General features: G+C 39.6%; 12 protein-coding genes. 5 read left to right on the forward strand and 7 right to left on the reverse strand.

Going from position 1 to position 23287, the window contains the following annotated elements:
* Window positions 1-3 precede the first annotated feature (3 nt).
* From PHU20_RS03635 to PHU20_RS03665, 7 genes are all read right to left on the reverse strand, one after another.
* Complete coding sequence (locus tag PHU20_RS03635; RefSeq protein ID WP_274823978.1) at window positions 4-1599, reverse strand: sulfatase; 1596 nt, start codon at window positions 1597-1599, stop codon at window positions 4-6.
* An 82-nt stretch (window positions 1600-1681) separates the two neighbouring features.
* Complete coding sequence (locus PHU20_RS03640) at window positions 1682-2668, reverse strand: glycoside hydrolase family protein (RefSeq protein WP_274823979.1); 987 nt, start codon at window positions 2666-2668, stop codon at window positions 1682-1684.
* Complete coding sequence (locus PHU20_RS03645; RefSeq protein ID WP_274823980.1) at window positions 2658-4097, reverse strand: hypothetical protein; 1440 nt, start codon at window positions 4095-4097, stop codon at window positions 2658-2660. The genes PHU20_RS03640 and PHU20_RS03645 overlap by 11 nt, the downstream gene beginning before the upstream one ends.
* Before the next feature lie 25 nt (window positions 4098-4122).
* Window positions 4123-5544, reverse strand: a complete 1422-nt coding sequence (locus PHU20_RS03650) for a sulfatase family protein (RefSeq protein ID WP_274823981.1) — start codon at window positions 5542-5544, stop codon at window positions 4123-4125.
* A gap of 101 nt (window positions 5545-5645) precedes the next feature.
* Window positions 5646-7280 (reverse strand): RagB/SusD family nutrient uptake outer membrane protein, encoded by a 1635-nt coding sequence (locus PHU20_RS03655; RefSeq protein WP_274823982.1) that lies wholly within the window; start codon window positions 7278-7280, stop codon window positions 5646-5648.
* Window positions 7281-7300: 20 nt separating this feature from the next.
* The gene (locus tag PHU20_RS03660) at window positions 7301-10240 is read right to left on the reverse strand and encodes a SusC/RagA family TonB-linked outer membrane protein (protein WP_274823983.1); all 2940 of its coding nucleotides are present in this window, start codon (window positions 10238-10240) and stop codon (window positions 7301-7303) included.
* A gap of 11 nt (window positions 10241-10251) precedes the next feature.
* Window positions 10252-11469, reverse strand: a complete 1218-nt coding sequence (locus tag PHU20_RS03665; RefSeq protein ID WP_274823984.1) for a glycoside hydrolase family 88 protein — start codon at window positions 11467-11469, stop codon at window positions 10252-10254.
* Between the two features lie 216 nt (window positions 11470-11685).
* On the opposite strand from PHU20_RS03665, the gene PHU20_RS03670 reads away from it, so the two are divergent.
* The 5 genes from PHU20_RS03670 to PHU20_RS03690 all read left to right on the forward strand — a co-directional run bounded on the left by PHU20_RS03670 (window position 11686) and on the right by PHU20_RS03690 (window position 23120).
* Complete coding sequence (locus PHU20_RS03670; protein WP_274823985.1) at window positions 11686-15789, forward strand: hybrid sensor histidine kinase/response regulator transcription factor; 4104 nt, start codon at window positions 11686-11688, stop codon at window positions 15787-15789.
* Between the two features lie 193 nt (window positions 15790-15982).
* Window positions 15983-16876 carry a helix-turn-helix domain-containing protein gene (locus PHU20_RS03675; RefSeq protein WP_274823986.1) on the forward strand — a complete coding sequence of 298 codons (894 nt, stop codon included), beginning with the start codon at window positions 15983-15985 and terminating at the stop codon, window positions 16874-16876.
* Window positions 16877-17048: 172 nt separating this feature from the next.
* A complete protein-coding gene (locus PHU20_RS03680) occupies window positions 17049-18065 on the forward strand; it encodes an efflux RND transporter periplasmic adaptor subunit (protein WP_274823987.1) in 1017 nt (338 codons plus the stop codon).
* Window positions 18066-18086: 21 nt separating this feature from the next.
* Window positions 18087-22502, forward strand: coding sequence for an efflux RND transporter permease subunit (locus PHU20_RS03685; protein WP_274823988.1), 4416 nt, complete (start codon window positions 18087-18089; stop codon window positions 22500-22502).
* Between the two features lie 6 nt (window positions 22503-22508).
* Window positions 22509-23120 (forward strand): TetR/AcrR family transcriptional regulator, encoded by a 612-nt coding sequence (locus PHU20_RS03690; RefSeq protein ID WP_274823989.1) that lies wholly within the window; start codon window positions 22509-22511, stop codon window positions 23118-23120.
* The last annotated feature ends 167 nt before the right edge of the window (window positions 23121-23287 follow it).

Consider the following 23287-nt stretch of genomic DNA (forward strand, 5'->3'; position numbering starts at 1 on the left):
AATTCATCTTAACCATACTGGAATAGAATCGTTATCGATCCATTCTTGGACACGTTTATCCAATTTATCCCCTTTCCATTCTGTTGCACCTGCGGGTATGGCATTGGTTTTTGGCAACCATTTTTTATGTTCTTCGATAATACTGGCATATTTTGGATCCGCCGCTAGATTGATATGTTCACCGGGATCTGTGGTATGGTCATACAATTCCTCCCCACCATCCCTATAACGTATATACCGATAATCATTACTTCGTACAGCGTGGTTTTCATAATACCAGGTAGTTAATACAGATCGGTCTGATTCTGTTTCTGGAGCATTAATTAGGGGGACTATACTTTCTCCTTCTAATTTAGGTAATTCTGGAAGGTTGCAAAGTTCTGATAAGGTTGGATAAATATCCAAAAGACTAACCACCTGATGGCTTTTTTGTCCGTTGCTTTTATTGTTTGGTACTTTAAAGAATAAAGGAACCCGGGTGGCTTCTTCCCAAAGGGCTTGCTTTCTAAAATGACGTTTTTCGCCGAGATGCTGTCCGTGGTCAGACCATAGGACAATGATGGTATTATCTGCATAAGGACTTTTTTCTAAAGCATCAACAACCTTTCCTATTTGCTCATCAACAAAAGTAACACAGGCCAAATACGATTGTATGAGTTCCGGTAAGATTTCTTTTTTAGCCGATACATCGCCCCATCCTCCTTTGGGGGTATAACCATAAGCAATAGCTTTCCCCATAATTGGAATATCCTCCATTTCGTTTTCTGGTATTTCTGGCAATACAATATCTTCAATAGGATACATGTCGAAATACTTTTTAGGTGCCGTATAGGGTACATGAGGACGAATAAAACCAACGGCCATAAAAAACGGTTTATCCTGTTTTTGGTTAAGTTTATTTACGGCCCAATTGGCAATTTGTTCGTCGTACATGCCTTTTTCAGGAATGTCTTCATCTTCTAAGGGCCCACCACAAAGTGAATAAAACCGGTTGGTATCCTTATAGTTTTCAATGATGTTGTCTTCGCCGTATAATTGCACAAGTTGTCCGCCTCCTTTAGGAAAAGGGTAAAACATAGTGCCTCTGTAACCAAATCCATTTTCTTTTATATGGGGTTCCATGTTGTTCCAAAAATGTGGTGAGTATTCGGTCCAGAAATCATTGGTTTTATCTTTGTAATCCGATTCGCCGCTATGGAACACTTTACCCGTAGCATAGGTGTTATAGCCATTGTCCTTAAAATGTTCGGGCAACATTTTATGATTGGCCATTACGGTATCGTAATTTTTTTTCATATTACCGGTAGAGCTGTACCAACCTGAGGTGGTAGGATGGATACCACTAAGCAAGGAATTTCTTGAAGCCGTACAAACAGGTTGCGAACAATGGGCATTGGTAAACAACACCCCTTCATTAAAAAGTTTGTCCATATTGGGAGTCATTGCCTTGGGATAGCCATTAAGTGCCCCTTCCCAATCATTTAAATCGTCAACGGATATAAAAAGTACGTTCGGCTTGGAAACCTCCTCTATTTTTTTAGGAGAAGAACAACCAACCAAAAAGAATACACCCAGCAAAAACATGATAAACCGTTTCATTTTTTTCTACTTTTATTACTATTTCATTTTGATTTTCAATTTCAACAAAACGCCACAGATAGGATATACCGATATAATCAATTCATCGGTTGGCCTTAACAAGTTTAGCCACCGCAATACCCGATTCACCAGCAACGGAATAATACAAATAGACATCGTTATTGTCTATTAAAAGTCCTGGATCCCTTAATTCGTGTACCTTTTCCTTAGCAAACCCATTTACCGATTTTTTTATAGGCAACCCTGCACCTTCATAAGGTTTTTCCGGTCGTAATACTTCCTCTGGCGGACTAGCGGTCCAGCTTTTCCAAGTACCATCAGAAAGATCCACTACTGATTTCAGGATCCTTTCGGGGGCATCATTCTTTCGAGAGTAAAGCACCACCAAATTATCGCCGGCTACGGTCAAAGCCGTATGCCTGACCCTTGGTAGGATAGACGCTCCTTTTTCAAAGGGTGAAATACCATCCCGGGACCTATAAAACGTACCGGAAGCCAAAGCATAATAATATCCTTTATAATTAAAAACGCGAAAATAGAATGGCCCTAAAATAGTATCCGATGCCTTAAATCCCAATCCATCCTTTGAGGTACTTAAAAATGTCTTCTGCCCTCCTTTATTCGGTGTCTGCCCATGAAAGTACATCCGAATCGTTTTGTTTTCCTCGTCTATCAATACATCCGGAGAAGCAATATGGCTCAAAGCGGCCGTATTACTTAAATGTAGTACACCGGGCTCGTATATGGTCCACGGACCCTCAGGAGTATCGGAATATGCCATCCGAATATACTTCCCATGGTGATGTGCAAAGTACATATAGAATTTACCTAAAGGATTTTCTATCCATTTTGGCACTTTTATTACGGAAGGGCCATTTATATTTTCACCTACATGGCCCTCTAAGCCTTTCATACCCTGATAAATTACAGGATTGTTGGCCTCACGAACGAAGGTACCATCATCCCACTTTTTCATCTTAGGAACAGACACACATGCCGCTGCTCCAAAAAAAACAATAAGACAACCGTATAAAAACGTTCTATTCGAGTGTATAAGTTTAATTATCATTGGCATCAAAGTAGTCTATAAGTCCATAAACATTAGTGTTCAGGGTCTTCATTTTATCCATCATCGGCGTCCAGACTTCAAACTCATTATTTACAATCCCCTTGTTCGCATCCACATTGGAAGGATCAACACCTTTTGCCATGGGATCGTTATCCTGATATTTAAAATAGTGCCACCCGACACAATTCTTCGACTCCAATAAGCCTAGGTTATAATTCTGATAAAAAAGTCCTCTATCCTTTTGGGTTCTCACGATCCACCCTGCTCCACTGGTATTACCCATTCCAGAATCTTCCCCTTTGGTATAATATTCGGTAACTATAAATGGCCGTTGTGACCAAGTTGCCCAATTAGCCATATCAGCGGTATCGGGTGTCCAATGATTATAATAATTATTGGAAATGATATCGAGGTATTTCCCAGCGGCTTTCATAAACGCTCCATGGTTCTTTTCATCAGCATAAAAACGTGCCCCTATATACATGTGATTAGGGTCATATTTCTTAATGGCCTTTGACACAATCGAAAAGTATTTATCGGCAACATAGGCCATGAAAGATTCCCTATGTGCATCAGTTATCCCTTCTACACTTATTCCCTGCACTCTTAACCAATTCATGGCTGCTTTATAACCATGATCCTCTTTTGGCAGTGCCAAATAGTTATCCAATGCCTTAAATTTGAAGGGCATTTCGTTGTCTGAAAAATGACCGAACAAATTAGGGTCGTCTTTATACGCCAACAACTTTTTGGCATGCTCGTCACAAAAGGTCACAAAGTCTGGGTCAAAAACAAAAATGGCATCATTGGGATAGCCTGTATGCCCTGGTTGTTGAAAAGTACCCCCACGCTTACGTCCATAACTACCCATAAAATTCCAATTTACCGTATAGGCAAAAGGCTTTTCAAGTGTTTTATTGGCTTCAACGATAGCTTCCACATCCGACCATGAGCCCGCACAATTAAAACCATTATTTTGAAGCATCCGAACGGTTTCTTTTATCCAGTTTTCTTTGGAACCGAATTTTTCTTTCCATGCGGCCTTGTTCCTTTCCGATTTACCTATAGTGATGCTGTTCAACGAAATATTAAAATAAGCATAACCTTTAGGATCTACCCCCCACCAACGGTCACCTATTTTTTTTACGTGAAAAAATCCTGTAGCCCCATCTATTTTACGATCTAACAAACCTCCATAAATGCTTAACTTGGATGGTTCCGCTTTGATTTTAAAATCTGGAAGCAAATCGACCGTCCTAGTTTTAAATGGTTGATAGTCCTTATAGCTCCTTGTGCCATCTTTATGGTAAACCTTTACTTTAGCATCTACCATGACGTAATCCTGTTTGTTGGCAGCAGGAATATTTTCCTTAGCATTCTTACATCCGAATAGGACGAATGCAATCGTAAAATAGATTATGTTTTTCATGTATGTTTTTTTGATGAAACCGATATTACCACTGATAATCCTTGCCTTCCCTACTTAACCTCCATGAAGCTTTGATTTTTTCAAGTTCTTCGGTCATTTTTTTCAACAATTCAGGCTTTTCTGCCGCTAAATCACGGGTCTCATAAGGATCTTTAGATAAATTGAAAAGCATCATCCCATCCCCTTTCTCCGGGATACATATTTTATAATCCCCTTTTATAAGGGCATATAACCCAATATCTTTGTATAACCGTTGAAAACCTGTAGCAATGGGCACACTTCTTTTATCTGTAGCCCCATTTAACAATACCGGTTTTAAGCTCACACCATCCAAAGGTATTTTCTTGCTGGTAGGTATGTCGAGAATGTCCAGGATTGTCGGCAAATAATCCACTGTTGAGGATTGAAAATCCGCAACCATGGGTTTAATATGGTTTGGCCAAAAAATCAGGGATGGTACTCGAAGACCTCCCTCCCACATTTCGTGTTTATGACCCCGGTAAGGACCTGCGGAAGCAATTCCTTTTTTTGCCAGACCATCTGACGGACCGTTATCGCTACAAAAGAAAATAATGGTATTATCATCTACATTCTTTTCTTTTAAGAAAGCGTGCAATCTACCGATTTGGTCATCCATGGCCGTAATCGCTCCGTACAAATGTTTCTGGGCATCGGGAAGATCAGGATATTTGGCCAAATACTCTGGCCCGGCAACCACGGGTTCATGTGGTGTATGAAACCATATAGTCGCAAAAAAAGGTTCATCGTTTGAAATTGACTCCTCCATAAAAGGTATCGCCCTATCCATAATGATACGGCTATCGTCCCCTTCCAAGTTTTCGGTTACCGGTGTTCCGTTATGAACATAAATGGAACCACCCCAAGAACCGTCTTCCTGTGCGCCCCAACTCGTCCAACCTTCAGGTGTTTTCGTCGGATTCCATGTAGGCACTGCACTTTTTGTTGCAAAGGTTTCTTCATAACCATGATGCCAAGGGGGAGAATAAATACCTCTTGATTCAACCTTATCGGGTTCGACCCAACCTAAATGCCACTTTCCAAAAAATCCGGTTTTATATCCTTCTTTTTGTAGAAATTCGGGTATTGTTTTTTCGGCAGGTCGCATCCCTTGGGTATGAGCCGCAAAGATTCCTTGTCTAAACGGACTCCTACCGGTTAACACACTTGCGCGTGTAGGAGAACACAATGGTGCAGCAGCATAGAAATTAGTTAGTGTAGCCCCTTCTTTGGACAAATTGTCCAGATTGGGTGTAATAACCTTTTCATTGCCTGTAAACCCCACATCGCCATAGCCTAAATCATCGGCCATTATAAGTATAACGTTGGGTCTACTCCCTTTTATCTTTTTGCTCTGCGCAAAACCCTGAAGCACAATTAAATGTACCCCTAAGATTACACTTATCCTTAAATAAAAATGTTTACTCATAAGATTATTTTAAAAGGTGATCAAAACTAGTATGGGATGCCGCTTAAATTAATTTTCATAAATAAAGCGGCATCTGGATACTAAATCAACAACTCAAATTACTATTTACTATATCCTGGGTTTTGCTCCATTACCGCTCCCGTATTGGAATCAATGATTCCCTGAGGTATAGGAAACAATTCGTTATATTCAAATACTTTGGTGGCATCCAACCTAGGGTTATATTTTATGGCCCATTCGTAGAATTTCCCAGTTCGCACCAGGGTATGCTTTCTATACTCTTCGGTAACCAATTCCCTTGAACGTTCTTGCAGAATAAATTCCAAGGTTACATCCGTAGCTTCAATTTCCGATGCGTTGGACCTTCTTCTTAGAGCATTCAAGTAATCGGCCGCTAAAGCATTGTTGCCTTGGTTCATTAAGGCTTCGGCTGCGATTAAATAGGTCTCAGCCAATCTCATGAAAATTTGGTCATCGTATTGACCAGCCCTAGATGCATTCTCAAAAACATAAGGATCGTTATATTCCCATTTCCTTACCCATGGCCAAAGAAAATGATCTTCCAGGTCACTCTCGTCAGAATAATCCATATTGGTGGTTCCGACCACTTCGAATTCAGTTGCAGTCCCATCGGTAGGATATATATAATATTTTTTTACGTTATATTCAGAATAACGATCATCTTCTTCCTCATACCAATTGAATGCTGCATCGGACACAGATATTCGGCCAGCTCCTTTACCACCGTTATAGGTGTAAAGCGTATCCAATTCCAGTTTTTTCAACACCTTATCTTTAGCATAATAGGTTATCCATGTATTCTTCATGTATATATAAGAACTTCCCACTACATCTTGATAGGCATTGTTCAACACCCATAGTACTTCTTTATTGCCATCTCCCGGGTTTGGATTATCGAATACATCTGAATAAGCATTTCCATCCTCGGCGGCATTTACCCCAAATCTTTCGGTCATCAACTCATAAGTACCATCATTGATTACTTTCAACGCTTCTGTTGCAGCTTTTTCATCTTCACCCATATCCAAATATAATTCGGCCAACATAGTGCCGGCTACAGCGCCGTTACCAAAACCGGTTTCCTCTTTCATATCCAAATAATCCCGTGCGAATGTTAAATCAAGTTCCATTTGGGCATTGATTTCTTCTACAGAATTACGTTCCCAATCATTTCGATATGTAGTACCGTCGATTTCCTCTAGACTTAAAGGTACTGCACCCCAGCCATATCGCAAATGCCTATAGGCCCAAGCACGTAATAATTTAGCATGTGCAATGATCTCGTTTTGGTTTTCAACATTGGCATCATCATTGCCGCCCATCCAATCCACGCTGGAATTTTCTGCTCGATTTATAATTAAATTGGAGGCATTTATTATTCTATATAGCCAATTAAAATTCGATGAAACCAAACTGTTTTCCGAGTTAAGGTCTGTATAATCATTGAAAGGATCGGTGGCCCCCGCTCCATTATTTACAAAGGCATTATCCGTACCCATTTGCCATAAGGCTGCCCTTGTGACGTTATTCGAAGACTCCCTCTCATCGCGCACCAAACTGTAAATAGCATTGAGTCCGTTTACAAATCCATCATAGTCCACAAATAAATTATCGGCAAAAATATCATCTTTTGGATCTTCCTCTAAAAAAGTATCTTCATTACAGGAAACAGTAAGAAAGAGCCCTATAGTCAGTAATATCAGTATTTTTTTCATGTCTTTCATTTATATATTTGTTAGAGACCAATTTTTAATCCCAATAAAAACGTAGTCGTTTGGGGTACCGCTGTTTGTCGCGAAGATGAAGTGGAAAATTCAGGATCTAACCCTATCCAATCTGTATGGGTATAAAGGTTTTTGATATTTGCGAATATTTCCAGGTTTGTTACGTTCATCTTTTCCAAGAGTTGTGAAGGCAACCTATAATTGAGAGTAATATCCTGTAGTCTTATATAGTCCGTACTACGATAAAAACTTGCTGAAAGTGGATTAACATTCGCACTTTTATCATTTCGTGGATAGGAATTACTTTGGTTTTCCGCGGTCCAGAAATCCACGTTATATCTGTTTTGTCTTAAATCTATATCGTTTGTCGATAACAATGTGTTGGATTGGGTGATGCCCGAAACCATGTTCAAAAAGAAACTCAATGTCCAATTCTTATACTGGAACGTATTGGTTAAACCGGCAACAAAATCGGGAATTTGTCTTCCAATTATTTCTTTATCCGCCGTGGTTATCTCTCCGTCGCCATCAGCATCCAAATACTTAATGTCCCCAGCCTCTACGTCTCCCTGGGGAGTATCATCCATATCTTCCTGGTAAATACCATCAACAACATAATCATAATTCACACCAATTGGCTCCCCTATAAACCATTCACTATCAATATCATCTATATAATTACCATCCCCATCCGTAAGTCCAACATGAACAATCTCGGTATCATAATGTGCAATATTAAAGTCTGTCGTCCATTTGAAGTCATCTTTTCTAATATTGACGGTGGAGATTTGAAATTCAATACCCTTGCTGGATGTTTCACCAATGTTCTGGGTTATGGATCCGGTACCATTTACGTTTGATATTGACTTACTAAGCAATAAATCCGTGGTTTTAGACGTATACACATCCACTATACCTTTAATCCTATTTCTAAATAAGCCAAAATCAAGACCTGCGTTAAATGAAACTGTCGTTTCCCATCCTAAAGACGGATCACCTAATCTACTAGGATAAAAACCGAATAAGGTGGCATCATCCGAATCAACATAATTCGTCGAGGACAATGTGGGTAAAGTGGAATATGCAGAAACCGCCTCGTTACCGCTTTCACCGTATGATAATCTTAATTTTAGATTATTTATGTTTTTTGAATTCTCAAGGAACTTCTCGTTTGAAATATTCCATCCCAATGCCGCCGACGGAAAGATACCGAATTTACTATCTTCCCCAAATGCAGAGTAACCATCTCGACGTGCTGTCAAAGTGAATAAATATCGGGAATCAAAAACATAATTAGCCCTCAACATTTGTGAAAGGTGCGTGCTTTTGGTATAAGAAGAACTAGGTTCCACAAGACTGGCCTTACTTGCTTGGTAGTATGTCATAACATCATTGGGAAAGCCCTCTGCACTAATGTCGTGATTTTCTGACCATTCGCTCTGGGCACTGTACAAACCGGTAAGAAAAAGGGAGTGTTTCCCAAATGTATTTTTATAACTTATAATATTTTCAACAATCCAATCTTCATCATATTCATTTGCGATATCCAACGAACCACCGACACTTGAACCAGTTCGTGTATTACTGCCCCTATAGGTCTGTGCCAATCTGGAACGGTAATCGTAACCTGTATTCAACTTGTAGCTCAACCCTTCGATAAAGGGTACATCTACCACTATATTGTTGTTTGAAGTAAAACGTCTTGTTTTATCACTATTATCATACAACAAAGGTTCAAGCGGATTTGTTACATAGACCCCATCATCCCATGTTTCCATAGTAAGCGATCCGTCTTCATTATACGGTATACCCAGTGGATTCATGGTAAATGCATTGGAAAAATTGGCATCGGAACCACTTCTATCATAATACCCATATTGTGTACTGGTATTAAAAGTCAACCATGGCAATAACTTATGCCCTAGATTAACCCTTAATGTATAACGCTTAAAATCATCACCGATAGAAACACCTTCGGCATCCAAGTAAGACATGGATACATAATAATTTGTTTTTTCAGTGCCCCCTAGGAAAGAAAGATCATGCTGATAGGTTACGCCCGTTCTGGTCGCAAGATCTACCCAATCGGTATTTCTCCCTGATTCATAACCTTCATCCTCAACAGCGGAGGTTGATAATCCGCGTTCAACCTTTGTTTCGTAAAAGGTTTTACCATCCATAAGATCAGGAATGTTAATGGGTTTACTGAATGCTGTGGAAATTGAATAATTTACACTCATAGTACCTTCCTTACCTTTTTTGGAGGTGATCAAAATAACACCATTCGCCCCTCTTGCACCGTAAATGGCTGAAGCTGATGCGTCTTTCAAAACCTCGATCGATCCAATATCCTTAGGATTTATTTCAGATAAATTTCCTGCATAAGGAATACCATCGAAAATAATCAACGGGCTGTTCGAGGCCGAAATGGAATTTTGACCACGAATCAGTAATGTATTGGAAGATCCTTCTGCATTTGATGCATCTACACTAATGTTTATACCCGCCATGGTACCTTGTAACATTTGTTCCACACTCGTCCTTGGTCTTGATTCCAATACTTCTTTTCCCACCGAAACCACAGATCCGGTCACATCACTCTTCTTTTGAACACCATAACCCACTACAATCACTTCTTCCAAACCTATTTGGGATGATTGCAATGAAACATTGATTTTCGTGTTCGACCCTACTTTAACTTCTTTTGTTTCCATTCCCAGGTAACCAAATTCCAATACGGAACCCGAACTAGCCTGAATTGCATAGTTACCGTCGAAATCGGTCATTGTCCCAGTTGTAGTTCCTTTTACCAATACCGATGCCCCTGGAAGCGGAACTCCGTCTTCAGCCGTAACAACCCCCGTTATACTTTTCTCTTGGGAATACCCATTCAGGGAAACCAAAATAAAAAGCAAGCCTAGTAGCTTAAAAAATAATTGCCTTTTTTTCATGAATTTAATATTTAGTTAAGTTGATTTTTTATTCTAATTCTTCTTTCCAGTGCTTCCAAATAATAATAATCGGCATACACAAGTGGTACATCGACTTCAGAGTTCGAAGGTTTTGATCCCGTTGAATGTTTCAATAAAAACCCTTTATTTTCTCCCTCCTTATTGAAATAATCCCCAGATGACAATGATGACATCATGTCATTTGCAACTTTAATATATGTTTTACCGTTTTCGGGGTTTCCTGTCAGAGTGCTTAACTCATAGAATGCAGAAGCCATAATGGCCGCAGCCGAAGCGTCTTTTGACTCATTGGTTTTATCCTTTAAACTAAAATCCCAAGTTGGCACTGAATCCGAAGGAAGCTTGGCTATGTTGATGATGTAGTTTGCAACTTTTTCGGCTTGCCTTAAAAATTCAGCATCCTTGCTCTCACGATAAGCCATGGTATACCCGTATAAAGCCCAAGCTTCTCCCCTGGCCCAACATGAATCATCGGCATATCCTTGATGTGTTCCCTGAAACTTGACCCCTCCGGTAATAGTATCGTAGTCAACCACATGATACGTGCTGTAATCACTTCTAAAGTGGTTCTTCATGGTGGTTTTGGCGTGCGTTGTGGCTATGTTATAATAAACCCTATCCCCAGTTTCTTTCCAAGCCCAAAACAACAATTCAAGATTCATTAAGTTATCTATGATAACCGGATACCCCCATTTATCTTTATGATGGTCCCAAGATCGGATACATCCGACCTTATCATCAAATCGGGTTATTAAGGTTTGTGCGGATTGAACCAACACCTGCTTATAATCCTCATTCTTTGTATACTTATACCCCAACCCAAAACTGGACATCATTTTAAACCCGATATCATGGTCTGCGTCATTAAACTGTTCGCTCCTTAATAATTCGGTGAATTTGGAAGCATTATCTTTCCAGTACGTATCTTCTGTAAGATCATAGGTTAACCAAAGAACCCCTGGATAGAAACCACTGGTCCAATCCCGTTTGGTCACCAATTTTAGTTTCCCTGATTTACCAACAGTCCTGGGAAAGGTCTTATTACCCGAAATTGGATAGGTACCATCAAGTAAAGGCGAGGATTTCAATTGCGTAGCAATGGTATTTATCATCCCATTTATATCGGTGCTACCTTTTTCTTGTATGACTTTTGTCCTACAGGAGTATACCAAAACCAATGCTATAATAAAAACAGAAAGAAACCTCATTGATTTCATGTTAATTTATTCTTATATTTTTTCCACTAAAGACAAAACTACCTCATAAAACCATAAAGTATTTGCACCATTGTTCCCAATCACCCCTACAAATGTTCCCTAATGGGACATATGTTACACACATGCAACATATGTGCTAGAATTTGTACTGTTAGGGGGGTTACCCACAACTCAATATTTAGTACATTGGATTAAAATAATTATGATATGCCAAATTGGTTTTACAACCTTCTTATTATTTTAATTGCACCTTATTTTTTCGTTTTCAATGAACCGCATATCTCCTTATCCAAGGTAACTCCCGACGGTGGTGTTGCCTATTCACAAGTGACATCGATTATTGAAGATAATAGAGGTATTATATGGTTCAGTACAAACAATGGACTGTTTTCCTATAATACCATTACCATTAAAAGGTATAGCCATTTAAAAAAAGACGTAGAGACGATTCCCACCAATAGAATTAACAGCCTTTATAATGATAGGCAGGGCAAAATGTGGGTGGCCACCGAAAACGGACTATGCTTGTATAACCCCAAAAAAGATGGTTTTAAAAGGTTTACCATTAAAGATCAATTTGAAAATTTCATTGGCAAAGACATTATCGCTTTCTTTCAGGATCAAAAGGACGATTATTGGTTTTCTGATAAAAAAGGATTTGGCACCATAAACCCAGACACGGGAAGGGCGCTTTATAAAACAATCAACAGCAAAACAAATAGTATAAGGTTCCTCGCCATTGATGAAAAAGGTTCGATTTGGGTATTATATGACGATGGTGAAATATACTATAAGCCCAAAGACTCCAATACCTTCCAATTTTTTGCTAAAGGATTGGAAAGACCGGTTCGTTCGGTTCTTGTAGATAATGGCCTGGTATGGATAGGATATGATTCCGATGGACTATTATGTTTTGATGCAAACGGAGAAGTAAAACATCATTTCTATTTTGAGGATGGAAAAAAACTTGGATTACCCAGTAATCAAGTACGAAGTTTACTAAAAGATGGTGACAATCGCATCTGGGTCGCCACTTATAACGGTATTGCCATTATTGAAAACCTAAAAGTCAAAGAGGTTATAGATCAACAAAAGTATTCCGAATTACCAAATCATTCCATTTGGTCTTTGTACCAAGACTCCCATAAGAACATCTGGATTGGAACATGGATGGGCGGATTAGCTTTTCACAATGCTTACAACAATTCATTTTTACACTATAATCAATCAACATCCAAAAAAGCTTTAAGCGACAATATCGTTAGTTGTTTTGCCCAGGTTCCGAATAAAACAGAGATATTGATAGGCACTGACGATGGTAAACTGAATATTTTCAACCCCGAGACCAATATCTTTTCCATAAGTCCGATCCATTACAAAGGGTCCGAAATACAAAACATTAAATCCATCGCATATGACCTTAACGAAACCTTATGGGTGGGCACCTATGGTAATGGTCTTTTTTACCGGGAGAAAAACCAATCCTCCTATAAAAAATTGGATCCACCATTCACTACGGGTTTTCAGATATTGGATATTTTACCCACAAAAAAGGGGATATGGGTAAGCGATTATCCTATGGGTGTATACTTTTACGACCACACTTCCCATGAATTCACCAGGTACCAACATAACCCATTGGATATCAAAAGTATATCCAACAATAACATACACCATATCATAGAGGATAAGAATGAAGGGATATGGTTCGCTACTGAAAACGGTCTGAATTACTTGAAAAAAGGAACTTCGCAATTCATACATTCATTTTATCAAGAAAATAACCCGAAAAGCATTGCAGCCAATTACATCTACAGTTTACATGAAGACCGTCAAGGATTTATGTGGATTGGAACCAATGGTCAGGGTTTGGATAAATATGACCCCAAAACAGCTACTGCAAAACACTTTACCGTTAAGGAGGGGCTCCCCGGAAACGAAATTTTTTCCATTCTACAGGATAGTAAACAAAATTTATGGCTTACTACGGAAAACGGCCTCTGCAAATTCAATCCTAAAACCAATGAAATACAGTCCTTTAATAGTAACAAGGGCATTCAGAACAACCACTTTCACCCGACAGCCGCTTTGGCTGCTGCAAACGAAGAGATGTATTTTGGTGGTTCTAACGGACTAATACGTTTTTTGCCACATGAGATCAGAACCAACCCCATATTACCTGTTACGACCATAACCCGTTTATTCATAAACAACGATGAGGTATTGCCAGATAGTACACATACTGTATTGAAAGATATTATCAGTAACTCCTGTTGCATTGACCTCAACTATAAACAAAACTCTATAAGTTTTCAGTTCATATCGGATAATTACATAAACCCCAAAAAAAACAAATTCAAATATCGATTAAAAGGATTTGATGATAAATGGAGTAATACGGATTATAATGGAAAGGCGAATTTCACAAATGTTCCTCCGGGCCAATATGTGTTCGAAGTAAAAGCATCAAACGACGATGGTATTTGGAACGAAGTACCTACACAAATTTCCATTGGTATAAGTCCACCTATTTGGGACACCTGGTATGCTTATATGATTTATTCCCTTATTTTTCTTGCTTCTATCTACTTTTTTAAAAAACAGGTCATCCATCGACAAAACTTGAAATCGGAAATACAGATGGCCAATATACAACGTGAAACCAAAGAACAACTACACCAAACAAAACTTCAGTTCTTTACCAATATCTCCCACGAATTCAGGACACCCCTAACCTTAATTCAGGGACCAGTGACCCGTTTGTTAAAAAGTGGTCTAGAAAATGAATCCTCCAACAAACAATTGATATTGATCAAAAACAATACCGACCGTTTACTTCGATTGATCAATCAATTCCTTGATTTTAGGAGAAGTGACCATGGAAAATTAAAACTTACTCCCATTCATACCGATATCGTCTCGTTCAGTAAGAATGTCTTTTACTGTTTTGAAGAACATGCCAAACAACGGTCTTTTGATTTTCAATTCATTTCTGATATCCCCTGTCTTAAAATTGATTTCGATACGGACAAGCTAGACAAGGTCTTAGTGAACATACTTTCGAATGCATTCAAGTATTCCTATGACCATGGCACCATCAAACTTAAAATACAAAGTAATGAAATGCCCGTTCCCGAACCAAACTGGAATAGTTATTCTGTAGGGGAACCCATTAATGGTGATTTTGTGGTTATTAGCATTATTGATACCGGCGTAGGTATTTCGGTTGACAAACTGCCCAAAATATTTGAACGTTTCTTTCGTATCGACACGGAATTCAGTAGTGGTACCGGGATTGGCCTTTCATTATCCACAAATTACATTACCATGCACAACGGGCAGTTGATGGTGAATAGTCTTGAAGGAAAAGGGTCTGTTTTCAGTATTTGCATACCCCAACAGCAAAAAGATTCATTCAATGATCACCCTATAGAAACTTCGAATATATCTTCCTCTGATTTTACATCTGAATCCGCTGCCCTGTTGGAAAATAACATTAAAAATTTAGACACCACCGCCAATCAGGAATCCTTGATCCTAATTACGGAAGATAATCCCGAATTATTGAATTTCTTGGCAGATTCACTTCAAAATCATTTTAGAATATCCAAAGCGAAAAATGGAAAAGAAGCCTATGATCAAATTCACGCATTGTATCCCGATTTAGTGGTTTCGGATATTATGATGCCCGAAATGGACGGTATTGAATTATGCTCAAAAATAAAGACAGATGTCAGAACAAGCCATATTCCTGTAATTCTATTGACTGCATTGGATACCGTTCAAGACAAGATTACCGGCATCAACTCCGGTGCCGATGCCTATTTGGCAAAACCTTTTGACGATGACCTTTTGATCGTACAGATCAATAATCTTCTAAATTCCAGAAAAGCCTTAAGGGAATCCTTCGCATCTTCCGAAGAAAAATGGGAAGACCATCTAGAAATACATGAGTTGGATAAAAAACTACTCTTAAAAGCCATTAAAACAATTGAGCAAAATATATCCAACCCCAATTTTTCGGTTGAGGATTTAGCCAAAAACCTCTATTTAAGTCGTACACACCTGCATCGCAAATTAAAATCGCTAACCAATCAATCCGCAACGGAATTCATTCGGAGCATAAAACTAAAACAAGCCATTGAATTAATGCAAAAAGGCGACGTCAACATCGGCGAAATAGGATATGCCGTTGGTTTTAATTCCCATAACTATTTTTCCAAGGCATTTAAAAAGCAATACGGCAAAACACCGAGTGATTACATTAAGGATAATTTTCAATTTAAAAAGGATATCAATACCATGGAATGATCAAACCATCCTGTGTATCCAGAATACCATACCCACAAACTGGTCTTGAATATGTATTATAGTTTAATAAAAAACGTATGGAATGACCATTAAAAAAGAAGTCCGAGAAAGTACACCCCATTCCCTTTATTAACACGCAAAAAAATCCCCGTTTAGATCTAGAGTCGATATCTTTGGGCAAACATTCGGTAAATTGAAAGAAGAGTCGATCAAAAAGTTATCGTTGAACGATTTTATCCAGATTCTGGGTGAAGAGCCCCAATCTGAAGGTCTGCACGTATTCATTTTCAAAGATTTTACGCAAATACCCATCACCTATCCATTTAGGAATTTGGGAAATGATATTTTCTTTGTTGACAAAGGACACCTAAAAGTTACGATCAATTTAATAACCCACACCTTAAAAAAAAATGAATCCATAGCGGTTCCCCAAAAATCCGTGATCCAGATTCTTGAGATCAGTAATGACCTCAGTGTGATCGATATAAATTTCTCAACAAAGTTCATCGTAGATAATTTTCTCAATAACAATAAGATCGACGCCTTTAGTTATTTCACCTATAACAATGCCCCTAAATTAAAATTGAATAAGCAAGAAGGTAAGGTGTTCCGAATGATGTCCAAACTATTAAAGGACCATAATGTCAAGGAGAAAACCCTGTTCAAAGAGGATATCATCCGAAATACTTTCGGGGTCATCGCCTATACCTATGCCGAGATTTTCAAACGTACATACCCAGACCTGAAAGTGGATTTAACCAGACAGGAAGAATTGACCATTCGTTTTTGGCATATCCTCCAGGAAAACGTAAAAATTGAACGATCGGTCCAATTTTATGCAGATGCCCTTAATGTTACCACCGGTCATTTATCAAAAACCCTCAAAGAGGTTAGCGGCAAGACCGCTTCCCAATTGATTGAAAGCGCAGTAATCGTTGAGGCCCGCTTACTTCTAATGGATCCTAAACTTTCCATAGCCCAAATCGCTCAGGAACTGCGATTTCCCGATCAATCCTTTTTTGGGAAATACTTTAAAAAACATGTTGGCCTATCCCCTTCAGCCTATAGAATGGAAAACAGAAAATAGACCAATAATCCACCTTAAGTGTCCTTTAAATTTCCTTAGATAGAGACAAAAAAATCGATATTGACCAATTTTTGCTTTTTTAACACCTATTGAAATACTACAAATAGTTTCAATTTTGTGCCTTCAAATTCTGATAACGCATAAAGATTCAAACTAAAAAAGGTATTTCAAAATGAAAATCCATCACGTATTTTTTATAACCACCGTTCTTCTGCTCATGAGCTGTTCCGAAAAGAAAGAAGAAGCAAAAGAAACAAAAATCCATAAAGTCGAGGTTACCAAAATTGCTCCCAACCTGCAAAATGAAACCTTAACTTACAGTGGCACCATAGAGGCCGACAATACCGTTTCCTTAGGCTTCATGGTCGCCGGAAGAGTCGCTGAAATCTATGTCCAAGAGGGACAAAAAGTCAAAAGAGGGCAGCTACTCGCCACTATCGATGCCACATCCTACAAAAATGCATACGACATTGCCGATGCCGGACTCGAGTTGGCAAACGACAACTATAAACGTCTTAACGAACTTTATACCAAAGGTAGCCTGCCCGAACGGGATTATATTGCCGTAAAAGTAGGTGTGGCCCAAGCCAATGCCAATAAGAACTTGGCAGCAAAGAATTTGTCTGACACCAAACTTTATGCCCCCTTCTCAGGAATGATTACGGCTAAATTAACCGAGATGGGTGCCACAGCCGCTCCTGGCGTACCTGCCTTTACCGTAATGAAAACCGATAAGGTATATGCCAAAGCCTCAATAAGTGAAACGGAAATCTCAAAACTAAAAGTAGGTTCCGATGCCGAGGTCGAAATTCCGTCAATGAATAGCACCTATAAAGGAAAAGTGGCCATCGTAAACCTAAGTGCAGATGCATTGACCCGAACCTTCGATGTTAAGGTTCGCGTGGACAATAGTGAAAACCAATTGCTTCCCGGAATGATATCCAATATCAAGATCAATACCGATAATAGCCAACAAGTAATCAGTATACCCGCACAGTCCATTGTTCGCGATATGAACGACATTACTTATGCCTATATCGTAAAAAATAATAAGGCGATCAAAAAACGTGTGGATATTGGAGGTTTTAAAGGAAACCAAGTGGTCATTACCAAAGGCCTAACTACCGGGGATTTATTGATTTCAAAAGGATACACCGCTGTTAAAGATGGTCAGGAAGTATCTTTTTAATTCATGCAAAGTAAATAAACGATGAAGAAAACAAAGATAAATTTTATAGAGGCGGCAATGAAATACCGGGAGGTAACCATTGTATTTACCTTACTTTTAATGGCTTTTGGACTGTATGCCGTATTTACCATGCCCCGAAGCGAAGACCCTGAGATAACTGTTCGTAAAGGATTGGTAGTAGCAGCTTACCCAGGTGCCGATGAACTTCAGGTAGAACAACAACTCACCGAAAAAATAGAACAATACCTGTTCAGTTTTGAAGAAGTCAAAAAAGACGAGACCATTTCCGATACCAAAGCCGGACAGGTGGTCATTACCGTTGAATTGAACGAAAACGTTAAGGACACCGACAGGTTTTGGGCCACCCTACAAAATGGCCTTAACACTACCTTCAGGATGAACTATACCTTGCCCAATGGTATCGTAGGCCCCATTGTAAACAGTAATTTTGGGGATGTTGTCGCCCAAATGATCACCGTTTCCGCCCCTGGAAGAAGCTATGCTGAAATTGAAACCTACTTGGACAAACTTGAAGACGGACTCAAAACCATAGATGAGACCTCTAAAATCAATCGGTATGGGGAACAAAAAGAGCAAATCTATGTTACCCTGAACAATGGGAAGCTAAAGCAGTATGGGGTAGACATTTCCAACATAGCACAGATAATCCAGACCCAAAATGCCACAGGTCATGCCGGTGAAATTCAATTACAAAGCGCTACTGCCAATGTATTCACCAAGAACCAGTACAAAAGTGCAACAGATTTGGGAAATCAAATTATTTATAGTGAGCCCAATGGCAAAACCCTTCGCTTAAAAGACCTTGCGACCATTGAGCGCAGGTACGAAGAAGAAGACAGCTATATACAGGTTGACAAACAGCGTGTTACCATGCTGGCCATAGAAATGCAGCCCGGTAACAATATTGTAAAGTTCGGTGAAAAAGTTGATCGGAAGATAGAAGAGGTAAAACACTATTTACCCGAAGATGTCCAAATCAAAACGATCGTAAACCAACCTGAAGTTGTAAAAGAAAGTATAAACCATTTTATGCTCGAATTTATCATTGCAATTTCAGCCGTGATCATCGTGGTCATCCTTTTGTTACCCTTTAGGGTCGCCCTTGTTTCTGCCTTGGCCTGCCCTATTGCCATTATCATCACCTTTGGTATATTGAACATGATCGGCATAGAGATCCACCAAGTTTCCCTTGCCGCATTGATCATCGTTCTCGGTATGGTAGTGGATAATGCCATCGTGGTAGTCGATAATTATATTGAAAAATTAGACGAAGGTATCGATAGATGGACGTCGGCATGGCAGGCCGCAACCCAATTGATGGTCCCGATATTTACCGCAACCTTAGCCATCATTTTCGCCTTTTTACCTCTGGCCATTTTCTTGAACGGATTGGCCAAGGAATTTATACAATCCTTACCGATTGCCGTAGCCATTGCATTGTTCACTTCATTTTTGGTGGCCATTTTGCTTACACCTTACATGTGCTATGTTGCTATCAAAAAAGGATTGAAACATAAGGTAAGTGAACGTCCTCCAAAATTATCATTGCTGGATCGTTTACAAATGAAATTCAACAATTGGTTGGACTACAGTTTTCGCTATCCCAAGATCACCTTGGCCATAGGTGTAGCATCCATTATCCTAGCTTTTATCATCGCAGGAAATACGGAGCAGGAATTGTTTCCAACGGCGGAAAGAAACCAATTCAACCTTGAGGTTTGGTTGCCCAATGGGTATCCTTTGGAAGAAACCGAAAAAGTAGTCAATGGTATTGAGGATGAAATAAAGAATGATGAACGTATCGTCTCCATAGCCAGTTTTGTAGGCACCAGTTCTCCCCGTTTCCATAGTACGTACGCCCCGGAAGTTCCCCGTGAGAATTTTGCCCAGATTTTCATCACTACCATCGGTAATGAGGAAACCGATGAATTGGCCCATGAATATCTAAAAAAATTTGAGGGTTATGTTCCCGACGGATATGTTCGGATTCGGCAATTGGCCCTAAAAGAATCACCCGCACCTATAGAGGTCCGTATAGTAGGTGAAAATATGAATGATCAAAAAAAGGTAGCCGATCAGGTAGCACATATTCTTGAAAATGCAGCAGGTACCAACTGGATAAGAACCACTTACCAAGACGATTATTTCGGGATCAAAGTAAACTTAGACGACAATAAGGCCAATCGCGTTGGGGTGACCAATGCTATGGTCTCACAGACCCTAGGGGCCGGTTTAAGTGGCTATCCCGTCTCCACCCTTTACGAAGGCGATAAACCTATAGCCATCGTATTGCGACTTGATGCCGAAAATAGAAACGACATCGATGATCTTGGGGAAGTAGGTATACCTACGGTTTACGGTACCAAAGTACCTTTGAAAGAAATCGCAACGATTTCACCGGAATGGCATACCGGTGTAATTGCACGTAGAAATGGGTTAAGAACCTTAACCGTAAGGACCGAGACCCAAATGGGAATAATGGCCGCCACGATTCTTGACAAAGTAAAACCTACCATAGATAATCTGGAACTACCGGAAGGTATAACCCTTAATTATGGCGGTGAATATGAAAGTTCTGCCGAAACAATGCCTCCCATGGCGACCTCTTTGGCCGTTAGTTTAATACTTATCTTTTTGGTCTTGATGTTCCAGTTCAAGAACTTTACCAGGGTGCTCATTGTTTTGGCTACATTTCCATTGAGTTTGTTGGGTGCCTTCTTAGGTTTAAAACTTACTGGAAACCCATTTGGTTTTACCGCATTTATGGGGATAGTCAGCTTGATCGGGATCGTGGTACGTAACGGAATCATCCTGGTCGACTATGCCGATGAATTGGCCATTGACCATAATTATAGTATAAAAGGGGCCGCCAAAGCAGCTGGTAAAAGAAGAATGCGCCCCATATTCCTGACCTCGGCTGCAGCTGCCGTAGGGGTAGTCCCCATGATCGTGGGTAAATCTCCTCTATGGGCACCGTTGGGCAGTGTTTTGGCTGTGGGATTGATCATATCCATGGTACTGACCTTGTTTATCGTCCCTATTCTATATTACAAATTCGCTAAGAAAGAGTATCCAAGAGAACATGCCAGACCATCGGAACCAAAGATTCAATACAAACCCTATCCTTTTAGCAAATTAAAGATGAAACTGTCCAAGATCATGCCTTTTTTCATGTTCATTATGGTCTTTCAGATAAGTTTTGGACAAGAAAAGCCATTAAGTTTGAAAGAGGTTAAGGTACTTGCCCTCCAAAATAATAAGGAAATCGCTAAGGAGCAATATAATCTTGATGCCGCCAATGCTGCCCATAAAGTTGCAAAAACTGCCAACAAACCCACTTTGGATGCCAGTGCCATGGGGATTTACCTAGACAACCCCCCATTGGGCCTTTTGCCCGACTATACCCTATACTCCTCTTTAGGGATTTCCCAAGTAGTCTATGCGGGTGGTAAAGTCAATACCGCTAAAAAGATGGCCAAAACCGGGGTTGAGCTTCAAACTTCACAAAAAGAATTGACCCAAAGCAATGTGTTGTTACAAATAGAAAGCACCTATTGGCAACTTGTAAATGTACAAGGTAAGGTAGAATTGGCCGAGAAATATCAAAAATTATTGAATGAACTATTGACCGATTTAACCAATTTGTACGAGGCAGGCCTCACCTATAAAAACGATCTCTTGAAAGTGCAGGTCGAATCGAACCAAGCAGCGCTTAATTTAATGACCGCCAATGACAATCTACAAATGCTCAAGCTTCAATTGGCCCAATTGGCCGGATTACCCAACACCGATTTTGAGGTGGATGGTACCATAGACGAGGAGACCCTTTTGAGCGAGGAAGCTATAATCGCTACGGCCATTGAGAACCGACCTGAAATCGCCATGCTCAAAAATGCCGTTCAATTGGGTGACTTACAAACGGAATTATTGAAGGGGGAAAGAAAACCAACGTTAGGCATTAGTTTCTCCGAAACTTACTTTTATGGGGATAACATCAATGCCACAGAAGGGGAAGACCATATCGCCAATTTTGCCGGCTTGGCAAGCCTTAATATCCCGATTTTCGATTGGGGAGGAAGAAGGCAAAAGGTAAAAGAACAGCGGTTTAAGGTAGAGGCGCAAAAGGCCGAATTGGAAAGGACCAAAGAACTGGTGGCCATTGAAATCCAAAACGCCTATATGGAAATGAACCAAGCCATAAAAAGGGTTGAAATTTCCAAAAAATCAATGAATCAGGCCGATGAGAACCTGAAACTCCATAAAGACCGATTCGATGCAGGTACAATCAATGGTAGCGATGTACTTGAAGCGCAGGTATTATGGCAACAAGCCTACTCGGACCTGATCGATGCAAAGGCCAGTTACAATATTCGCAAAGCCACCTATTTCAAAAGTATTGGGGAATTGAATAATTAACAAGGTATGGAAACGGCATCTTACAACAAAAAAGACCTTATCTTGGAAAAGGCTACCACCATGTTCACCAAGTATGGTATTCATAGCCTATCAATGGATGATATTGCCAATGAATGTGGCGTTTCCAAAAGAACGATTTACAAATTCTATCAGAACAAAGCCGACCTAATAGATAAAATAATCGGAGTGAAAATCGCCAATTTTAAGCGAGAAATTACAGCTATTACAGCAGCGTCGGAAAATGCCGTTGTGGAACTACCTCATTTTTTTGAATACTACAAACTAGCGATATCCTCTTATTCACCTACGCTCATTAGGGAAATCAAACGCTATAACCTAAAAATATCCTTGGGGTTTTCCAGAATCGACAGCGAGGTGATATTGCCCTTTGTTTTTAAAAATATTGAAAGAGGACAGCATGAAGGTCTTTATAAAGAAACATTGGATCGGGAAGAACTTAGTGAATCCATTTTGAACATGTTGAACTATATTTTTACCGATGATTCAGTCACTGATATTGAAAATGTTCATAGGACCTTGGATTTTTTCGGGAAACTATTGATGCACCGTCTGGTAACGGTCAAAGGATTGGATTTGTTAAATGCTCAGAACTTGTAGAACATCTTGAAGACTTGATAATATCATCATCCATAACCCTATTGCAGCAAAAACCCTTTGTATTCCAATCCTACAAGGGGTTTGTTTTTTATGGCCCTGTCCTGTCGGTCGAAGTGGCCAACATTCCGATTTTTAATATGGAAATAAGACTGATTAGGTCTCGACTG

Source organism: Maribacter polysaccharolyticus (genome assembly GCF_028882255.1).
GTDB classification, from domain to species: domain Bacteria; phylum Bacteroidota; class Bacteroidia; order Flavobacteriales; family Flavobacteriaceae; genus Maribacter_A; species Maribacter_A polysaccharolyticus.

Excerpts from the sequence above, each read along its gene's own strand:
- PHU20_RS03635 (WP_274823978.1), bottom strand. The coding sequence starts at position 1,599 with ATGAAACGGTTTATCATGTTTTTGCTGGGTGTATTCTTTTTGGTTGGT.
- PHU20_RS03640 (WP_274823979.1), bottom strand. The coding sequence starts at position 2,668 with ATGATAATTAAACTTATACACTCGAATAGAACGTTTTTATACGGTTGT.
- PHU20_RS03645 (WP_274823980.1), bottom strand. The coding sequence starts at position 4,097 with ATGAAAAACATAATCTATTTTACGATTGCATTCGTCCTATTCGGATGT.
- PHU20_RS03650 (WP_274823981.1), bottom strand. The coding sequence starts at position 5,544 with ATGAGTAAACATTTTTATTTAAGGATAAGTGTAATCTTAGGGGTACAT.
- PHU20_RS03655 (WP_274823982.1), bottom strand. The coding sequence starts at position 7,280 with ATGAAAAAAATACTGATATTACTGACTATAGGGCTCTTTCTTACTGTT.
- PHU20_RS03660 (WP_274823983.1), bottom strand. The coding sequence starts at position 10,240 with ATGAAAAAAAGGCAATTATTTTTTAAGCTACTAGGCTTGCTTTTTATT.
- PHU20_RS03665 (WP_274823984.1), bottom strand. The coding sequence starts at position 11,469 with ATGAGGTTTCTTTCTGTTTTTATTATAGCATTGGTTTTGGTATACTCC.
- PHU20_RS03670 (WP_274823985.1), top strand. The coding sequence starts at position 11,686 with ATGCCAAATTGGTTTTACAACCTTCTTATTATTTTAATTGCACCTTAT.
- PHU20_RS03680 (WP_274823987.1), top strand. The coding sequence starts at position 17,049 with ATGAAAATCCATCACGTATTTTTTATAACCACCGTTCTTCTGCTCATG.
- PHU20_RS03685 (WP_274823988.1), top strand. The coding sequence starts at position 18,087 with ATGAAGAAAACAAAGATAAATTTTATAGAGGCGGCAATGAAATACCGG.
- PHU20_RS03690 (WP_274823989.1), top strand. The coding sequence starts at position 22,509 with ATGGAAACGGCATCTTACAACAAAAAAGACCTTATCTTGGAAAAGGCT.